Annotated in this window: 6 protein-coding genes and 1 tRNA gene; all 7 read left to right on the forward strand. The window is 41.9% G+C overall.

Annotated elements, in window-relative coordinates; all coding sequences use genetic code 11:
• Positions 1–407 precede the first annotated feature (407 nt).
• On the forward strand, positions 408–1,412 hold the full coding sequence (locus tag GYA54_04220) for a hypothetical protein (GenBank protein NMC51902.1): 1,005 nt from the start codon (positions 408–410) through the stop codon (positions 1,410–1,412).
• A 23-nt stretch (positions 1,413–1,435) separates the two neighbouring features.
• On the forward strand, positions 1,436–2,698 hold the full coding sequence (locus GYA54_04225; protein NMC51903.1) for an insulinase family protein: 1,263 nt from the start codon (positions 1,436–1,438) through the stop codon (positions 2,696–2,698).
• Between the two features lie 6 nt (positions 2,699–2,704).
• A complete protein-coding gene (locus GYA54_04230; GenBank protein NMC51904.1) occupies positions 2,705–3,763 on the forward strand; it encodes an AI-2E family transporter in 1,059 nt (352 codons plus the stop codon).
• Positions 3,764–3,793: 30 nt separating this feature from the next.
• Positions 3,794–4,102 carry a hypothetical protein gene (locus GYA54_04235; GenBank protein ID NMC51905.1) on the forward strand — a complete coding sequence of 103 codons (309 nt, stop codon included), beginning with the start codon at positions 3,794–3,796 and terminating at the stop codon, positions 4,100–4,102.
• Positions 4,103–4,126: 24 nt separating this feature from the next.
• Positions 4,127–7,216 carry a hypothetical protein gene (locus GYA54_04240; protein ID NMC51906.1) on the forward strand — a complete coding sequence of 1,030 codons (3,090 nt, stop codon included), beginning with the start codon at positions 4,127–4,129 and terminating at the stop codon, positions 7,214–7,216.
• A 200-nt stretch (positions 7,217–7,416) separates the two neighbouring features.
• Positions 7,417–7,488: transfer RNA gene (locus GYA54_04245), tRNA-Asn, on the forward strand.
• A 214-nt stretch (positions 7,489–7,702) separates the two neighbouring features.
• Positions 7,703–8,454: tRNA 2-thiouridine(34) synthase MnmA (mnmA, locus tag GYA54_04250; protein ID NMC51907.1), on the forward strand; the 752-nt coding region annotated here is incomplete at its 3' end.

An 8,454-nucleotide genomic window follows, 5' to 3' on the forward strand; every position in this document is an offset into this window, starting at 1 on the left:
AGCCACCTTAATGGCTGGTACTTCGAGGACAAACAGGTCTATGATCTGACTTATTTGTCTATTGGTTAATTTGCTGTTTGGTATTAACTTGCTTGCCATGTTATCAGCATAAATGTTTATGCTGTTCTAGACAAGCTCCTAAAAAAATTTTCTACCTCAGTAAAGTTCTATGATGGTGATGCTGCAAGGAAAAAAGTTCAATCACATTTTGTAAAAATATTTTTTTATTTACTAATTACTGGTGTCATAATATGGGGGTTGTTTGTCTCAATTTACCATGTGCGTTGTCTTTTTTATAATTCTCCAGTTAAAGATGATTCAACCTTCTGGCGGGCCGTAAAGACTTGTGATCTTGATTAATAAAGATGTGTTTATAAATTTTGTTTTATAATATTTAATTTTTCAACGTGTCTAACACAATTTTGACTCACTACGCCAAGAAATTGGAATTGGCCAAGAAAGCGGATAAGTTTTTGGCGGAGATAATACAGGAATCAGGGTTCGCGCCGGAGAAAGAAATCTGGCGCGGTTTGATTTTGGGCGATAATAAAAAAGCTGGTAGTGTAATTTATATCGGGAAATACAAAGGTGGGCCGGCGATTTTAAAGATTCAACATTTGAAGCCGGTGGTTAATGAACCAGAGATCATTAGATTGTTTTATAAGAATAGCAAGAGCCAGAAAGTTTTTGTGCCACGAGTATTTTTTGAGGGGCCATGGGGCAAGAAAAGGGGATACGGATATTTTATAAGTGAATTAATTCTAGGTCGGAGAATTTTGGGAAGGCAAGAATTTTGCCGTTTTTATGAGGAGTATAAAACAAAGATAAAGATCAGGCCGGGCTGGTGGGCAATGAAAGCAGAAGAAAGAGATGTGGTGACTTTTAATTTGAAGAGATTGGAGAGTTGGCTGAAAATTGTACAAACTTCCAAAATGTTAAAACCGTCATTTTACCAGCCGAAGATTGAACTTTATAAAAAAATATTAAAAAAATATGGGTCGCACCAGCCCATGGAATTTATGCACGGGCACCTCTCGCCTCACGATATTATTAAAACTCCAAGTGGCAAGTATTATTTGATGTCCAATTTTTTGTGGAGTTATAGACCGCAGTGGTATGATCTCGCCTTTAATCTCTGGGTGCATATTAATGATTTGCCGGAAATAAGTTATAATGAATTGGATGACTATATCGAAAATTGGTTGGTGGCATATAAGAGTACGAAAATGGTGAGGAAGGATAAATATTTTGAAAGGTATTTTTGGTTAAATTTGTTGGAGCGGGCGCTGGGGTCGATTTTGGTGGATTTCGGGTCGGTCAAATATCCGGCAGAAAAGAGAAAGATGGTGAGGGTAAATTTTGAGAGGTGGAAATATATTTTCAATAAAGCAGGGGAGAAAGCTCAATTTTAAAATTTAGTAATTGAAAATTAATCATGTATAAACTATCAGTTTTGAAGAACGGAATAAAAGTGGTCACTCACAATATGCCCATGGCGCATGGAGTGACGACGAGTATTTTTTGGGGTGTTGGTTCGCGCTATGAAAATGATCGAGTGGCCGGGGTATCGCATTTTTTGGAGCACATGTTTTTCAAGGGTACAAAAAATCGGCCAAAACCGGAGGATATTGCCAGGAGCATTGAAAGCGTGGGCGGGTATCTGAACGCGGCCACGAGCCAGGAAAGCACGATTTATTATAATCGCATGCCAAGCGCACATAGCGAGAGGGCTTTGGAGGTCTTGGCGGATATGATGAATAATTCTCTTTTTGAAGCGGAAGCGATGGAGAGGGAAAGAGGAGTGATTTTGGAGGAGTTGAATATGTATTTGGATACGCCAATAAGGTATATCTCTGATTTGATGATGAATCTGACCTTTGAGGGCAATACTTTGGGGCGTGATATTATCGGGACAAGAGAAAGTTTGAAAAATATGCGGCGGCAGGATCTGATTGATTATATAAAGAAGCATTATCAGCCGCAGAGGATGGTGGTTTCTGTTGCCGGCAAGTTGGAACACAAAAAGGTGGTGGGGCAGGTGACAAAATATTTTGGTAAGGTAAAACCAGCGTCACGGCCAAAATACAGCAAGGTGGGCGCAGTCAAAAATGGGCCAAGGGTTTTGGTACACTATAAAAAAACTGATCAGGCTCATCTAGCGATGTCTTTTCGGGCTTTGCCATACAATCATAAAGATATTCCAGTTTTGACTTTGTTGGATACGATTCTCGGCAGTGGGATGAGCTCCAGATTGTTTTTGAATATCAGAGAGAAACTAGGGCTGTGCTATTACGTAAATTCGGGCACGGATCAATTTGAAGATACTGGTCTCTTTGCTGTAAACGCTGGGGTGAATATAGAAAAAACAGAATTGGCTATTAGGGCGATTTGGGAAGAGCTACAAAACATAGCCAAGATAAAGGTCTCAAAAAAAGAATTGGCTGAAGCCAAGGAGTGTTTGCGCGGCGGCACTAGTTTGGAAATTGATAATACTGATAATATGGCCATTTGGTATGGTACACAGGCGCTTTTTGGCAAAAATATAAAGACCCCGGAACAGAAAATAAAGGAATTGTTGCGGGTGAGTGAAAATGATATAATGAAATTGGCTAGAGGTCTCTTTCAAAGAGAGAGGATAAATTTGGCCTTGATCGGCCCGGTGGGCAAAAAAGAAAAATTTTTAAAATTTTTTAATTAGAAATATATGCCTATAAAAATTGGTTCTGCCGAAAAAGCGCTTTCCTATCGTTCGATCATGCGGGTGGTAGTGGTTTTTTTGGCGTTGTTTTTTATTTATCTGGTGCGCGATGTGTTGGCGCTTTTGTTTGTATCAGTGATATTTGCGGCGGCGATTGATCCGTGGGTTGATTGGTTCAAAAAGCGCAAAGTGCCCAGAGCCATTTCTATTTTATTTATTTATGTTTTGTTAATAGGGGTTTTTAGTTTGATAGTGGTAATGTTAGTGCCAGCTATGGCTGAGCAGATAGTGCAGATAGTCAATAATATTCCAGATTATTATGAAAAGATTTCCGTAGGCATCCATACTCTCAGGGAGAGAGCGGGGGATAGCGCCGCAGCAGTGAGTAGCGATTCCGTGGTTTCTACTTTACAGACTTTGAGTACGACTTTGGCTCAAGCGACCAAGAGTATTTTTGTGACAGTGACTAGTATTTTCGGTGGTATATTGTCGTTATTCGTGGTTTTGGTGATGACTTTTTATATTTCTGTGGAGGAAGACGGCTTGAAAAAATTTTTAAAATATCTGGTGCCAGGCAAGCAAAGACATTATGTGATGGATCTGGTGGATAGGATGCAGATGAAAGTCGGTTTGTGGCTCCGAGGGCAGTTGCTCTTGTGTTTTGTGGTTGGCATATTGGTTTATTTTGGTTTGTTGTTTTTGGGGGTGAAGTACGCTCTACTTTTGGCTTTGGTCGCTGGGATTCTAGAGATCATACCATACTTGGGGCCACTACTGTCAGGATTGATAGCCGTGCTCGTGGTCTCATCTGATTCTTGGACCAAAATAGTATTTGTAGCTGCTCTGTATCTGATTGTACAACAATTGGAAAATCAAGTGATAGTGCCTAAGATCATGCAGAGGATGGTGGGTCTAAATCCGATCGTAGTGATCATGGTGATCTTGATCGGAGTAAAGCTGGGCGGGGTAGTCGGTGGTCTTTTGGGCGTGCCAGTAGCCGCGGCGATCAGCGTTTATTTTGATGATATCTTGAAGGAGAGACACGAGAAAGAAGCGGCTAATTAATTTCTAAATAATAATTAATTTATTAAATTTATGGACAACCAAACACAACCGGGCCAAAATATTTTTACTACTTTAGGGTTAAATAATTTACCAGAAGAAAAGAAGGCCGAGTTATTAAATAAGATGACCGACTTGGTGGAGACAAGGGTAATGACCAGGATAGTCGATGAAATGAACGAAGATCAAAAAAAGGGTTTTGATAAGCTGGTGGAAAGCAATGCGAAGCCAGAGGAGATCAATCAGTTTCTACAGGATAATTTTCCTAATTTTTTGAATATATTTGAGGAAGAGACAAATCGGGTAAGGTCAGAGATGCTGAGTATGGGTGAGGCAAAATAATATTACTAATTAATTATTAATATTATGAAAGGGGAAAGTATTGTAGGATATTTTCACGATGATGATGTGGATGATTTTGATAAACCCAAAAGAGACCAGCAGGCATATGAAACGGAGATAAAAAGGGCAGATGGGGGTATCAAGAAAAAAAAGAAACCAATAAAGCAGGAGCAGTATATAGACTCTGAAACAGCGGAGATGATTAGGCAATTTCATCAGTCAGAGGAAGACTATCCAAGCTATCTCCCGCCGGATTCTAAAGTGGGAGCTGGGCAAAAAAGTGAGAGAAAGAAGAGAACTCCAAGGGCCGACAGCGAGGGTCCAACCACAGAAGCAGATAGCGTTACCGATGGAGGAGGATTGAGCTCAGAAGAAATAAGATATTTTCATAGTGAGACGAGTGACGCCGAATTTGCAGCTGCTAACAATGAATTAAATGAGAGAGAACAAAAGAGATTGGGACAAATAGAAGAATATTTAAGAGATTCATTGGCTAAAGAGGGCAGTGAACTGGGCGTGAGGGGGGAAAAATTTGTTGAAAAATTAAAAGAATGGTGGGATTGGATGGCAGACAAGAATCTTTATGATCAGTGGTTGAAAAATACAAGATTTGGTGAAAAATTGGAGAGTTGGGAGCCAGAGGGCCGGGTCGGTAAGTTGGTAAAAGGAGCGGCAAAAGGATTTTTTCGCAGTGGGCTGGGTTTGCGAACAGCGGTGACAACTGGTTTAGCCTTGGGCACAGCTTCTTTGATTTTTAACCCAGTAACTTTTGCTTCAGCCTTGATGGCCGGAGATAAAATTGCATTGGCAACACTTTTTGGTTCCAGGCGCGCATTTGCCGGGTTGGGTGCGGGTATAGCAACTTTTGTGGGAGCGGAAAAATGGTCGCAGACAAGAAGAGCCAAGAAGACAAAGAAAATAGAAGAGTCACTGTTAGAAAAACAAGGAGAGGAGCAAGAATTAATGATAAAAAAAGATGAGATTGAAAAAATGACAGATGAACAATTAGATGATTATCTGGCTGATTTGTCATACGGAGACAGAGAAAAAAATAGTCAATTAATTGATATTTTGATCCAAGAAAAAGCCAAGAGGTTCGCTTGGCTGACAGATAGAGAAAAAAGCGGTATATCAGAGGAACAAGCAGGGGAGATGCTGAAAAATTGGCTGGAAGGAGCGAAGGGTAAATTGGAGGAAAATTTTAAAAAAGCTGGCTGGTCGCGTGCTGGTAGGGTGGCCTTGGGGGTTGGAATGGTGGCTTTCGTGGCCAGTGGTGTTGGCGGAAGGATTATAAAGGGAGCATGGCAGGGAATATTTGGTAGCGATGATGAAGTTGCTAATGTGGTGGCAGAAGGACAAATAAGGGGGTCGTCAGGGGTAGAAGTGGGGGAAAAGATTCCGTCAGACAGTGTGGAAGTCGGGAAGACAGAGGTCGTGCAGCAGGTGCCTGAGACAAAAATTGGCGCTCAGAGGGCAGAAAATTATTTGGGCCAAAAGGTAGATGCTCTAGTCACCGATAATGATACGGGAGTTATTTCGGTTTTAAGAAGACAATTAGAAGCGCAGCCAGAGATGTTTGGCTATGAAGAAGGATCAGGAGTGAACGTTTCTGAGTGGGCTGAGAAGCAGGCCAATACTATTGCTTTTAATGAGGGTTATGAAAATGTTTTGGTGAGAGAGCCGGGCAAGGTGTCTTATATTTTAGAGACAGAAAAAGGGCCGGATGGTAAAATTGTTGATTATCATATAAAAGAAGTTGATTATGCGACAGGGAAAGAGATTGGCGCTAGTGGTACAGTAAACGAATATGAATATCAAGAGTCAGCTGGGAATCCTCAGGCGGAGCAGCTACCAGCCAAAGAGACAGCGGCTGGTAAAGGAGCAGACTTATCGTTAGGTCAAGAAAGTCCACCATATAGTGAATTTCTTAAGCGAGACCCGGATGATGAGAGTTTGGTGGAAAAGTTTGGTTTAGATGACGATGGAAACACCAGTGGTTTGGTAGAAGAAGCGGCCGGAGAAACACCCTCAACTTCAGCAGAACAAGATTTAAGTGGAAAAGTTGAAACTGAAGTTGGAGAGCCAGCTGGAGGATCGCAAGGGCCAGAGGGGGTGGTAGAGAATAATGGCCCCTCTGGATTAACCTTTGAGCAGTTGTCAGAAGCATTAGACGATGGTCAAAAAACACTAGCGGAGAAATTAAAAATGTTACTCGATTATAATGATCGGGGCCGCAAGTGGACAGAGTTGTTCTCTAAGAGCATGGCTGATTATGTGCAAGAGAATATAGCCGGTGCGAATCAGCTGGAAGCCAAGGTTTTTGCTCAGTGCGTGGCTGATAGTCCACAGGTAGTTTTGGGTGGTGGAATAACACCCGAAAGAATAGCTGATTGGTTTGACGTATTCAAAAAAGGCGCGGCTAGCGTTGAGCTCCCGGACGGTAGTAAGAATTATTGGCAACCAAGATATTTGCCAGTAGGCGAAGATGGTGTTAAACAGATCTGCAACATCAAACCGGTGAGTGGGACGGGTGGTGAATGGTTTAATTTGGATAAAAATGGCGATGGCCTGCCAGATATGAGAGTAAGGAGAGGGTCATTGCAAGATATGTTGAATCCTCCAAAATCAGCGGTGGCAGAGGCGGCGGCGGAACAGACAGGAGCAGGAGCGAGAGCCAGTACTCAGCCAGAGCCGACTGTTGAGCAAGGAGGCGATATTCATTTAAAAAATAATAAAATAGGGACGCTTGATAGGGAGACCGTTGTTGAGGATGGCGGGGGCGTAAGAACCACTACGACAACAGAAAGAATGAACGCTACGTTAACTGGAGAATTGGCGCAAAGGGCATCACGGGAAAGCCGTGGTCTTTTTGTCGATTTATGGCAAAAAAAGATAAAAGGGTCCGACGGATTTATCGAAAGAATAAAAGCTATTAAGGGTAGTGATCTGACGCCAGAAGAGCGGAGTAATTGGATTAGAAACTATGATGGTTATGTTAGAAGATTCGCTAATAAAAGTTATAAAGGAAACGAACAATTTATAAGCGATATGATTGGGAATGATATAAGGGCTTCTGTGGCAAAATGGCAGATTGAGAGTGGTGGCCAAAATTAGTCTTTTTGGTTGACAAAAAGCCAAAAATGCGCTAAGATGTTTTATATGAAAAGATTAACCAATAATTTGAATAATAACAATAATCGCCTGCGGGTTGGTTAGTTTTTCGTATTAGGAAACTTTCAAACCCGCTTTCAAGAAGGCGGGTTTTTTGATTCACTTTTTGGTTCTGGGGTAGTTTAATGGCCCCGCACCAGATTTCTGGGATAGTTCAGTGGTAGAACGCCGCGCTGTTAACGCGGATGTCGCAGGTCCGAATCCTGCTCCCAGAGATTTGATGCGGGGTAAATGCCACGCCTCGCTGTTAACGAGGATAGTGAAGGTTCAATTCCTTCCCCCAGAGCTGAAGGGTGAATTTTTATTTGTTAAAATAGGTTATTTGGGTTAAGATAAAGATATAAATGGATTTATTTTGGGCGTGGATGCGAAGCGTTCGTGGTTTTTTAAATGGGATCCTTCGCTCCGCTCAGGATAAAGTTTTTTATTATGAAAATAGCAGTGTTGGCGTCGGGAGGCGTGGATAGCTCGGTGGCTTTGAGGTTACTAAAAGATCAGGGCCACAAGCTAACGGCGTTTTATATAAAAATTTGGATGGAGGACAAATATTCTTTTCTCGGCAAGTGTCCGTGGGAGGAAGATTTGAGTTATTTAGAAAAAGTTTGCAAGCAGGCAAAAGTGCCTCTGGAAATAGTGCCTTTGCAAAAAGAATATTGGGCTAGGGTGGTAGCTGGGGCGATCAAAGAAGTAAAAGCGGGCCGGACGCCGAATCCAGATATTCTATGCAATCAGTTTATAAAATTTGGCGTGTTTTATGATTATATTGGCAAGGGGTTTGATAGGGTGGCGACAGGGCATTACGCGCAGGTCGAGGAACACCACCCTGGCCCTCGGCAAGCTCGGCCCACCCCTCCTCAGGGAGGAGGGGGAAGCAAGGTTTATTATTTAAAAAGATCACCAGACAAAATCAAAGATCAAACATATTTTTTGGCGCGGCTAAATCAGGAGCAGCTGGCGCGGGCGATTTTTCCAATCGGACAGTATGCCAAAGAAGAGGTGAGAAAATTGGCGCGTAAATATAAATTACCAAACAAAGACAGGAAGGATAGTCAGGGGATTTGTTTTTTGGGCAAGATTAAATACCGGGATTTTTTGGCGGCGCATTTGGGAAAAAAGCCGGGCGAGATTATTAATATAAAAACAGGAAAGAAAATGGGAGAACATGATGGTTTTTGGTATTA

It is taken from the genome of Candidatus Kuenenbacteria bacterium, from assembly GCA_012797775.1.
GTDB lineage: Bacteria > Patescibacteriota > Patescibacteriia > UBA2196 > GWA2-42-15 > JAAZMX01.

Excerpts from the sequence above, each read along its gene's own strand:
- GYA54_04225 (NMC51903.1), top strand. The coding sequence starts at position 1,436 with ATGTATAAACTATCAGTTTTGAAGAACGGAATAAAAGTGGTCACTCAC.
- GYA54_04230 (NMC51904.1), top strand. The coding sequence starts at position 2,705 with ATGCCTATAAAAATTGGTTCTGCCGAAAAAGCGCTTTCCTATCGTTCG.
- GYA54_04235 (NMC51905.1), top strand. The coding sequence starts at position 3,794 with ATGGACAACCAAACACAACCGGGCCAAAATATTTTTACTACTTTAGGG.
- GYA54_04240 (NMC51906.1), top strand. The coding sequence starts at position 4,127 with ATGAAAGGGGAAAGTATTGTAGGATATTTTCACGATGATGATGTGGAT.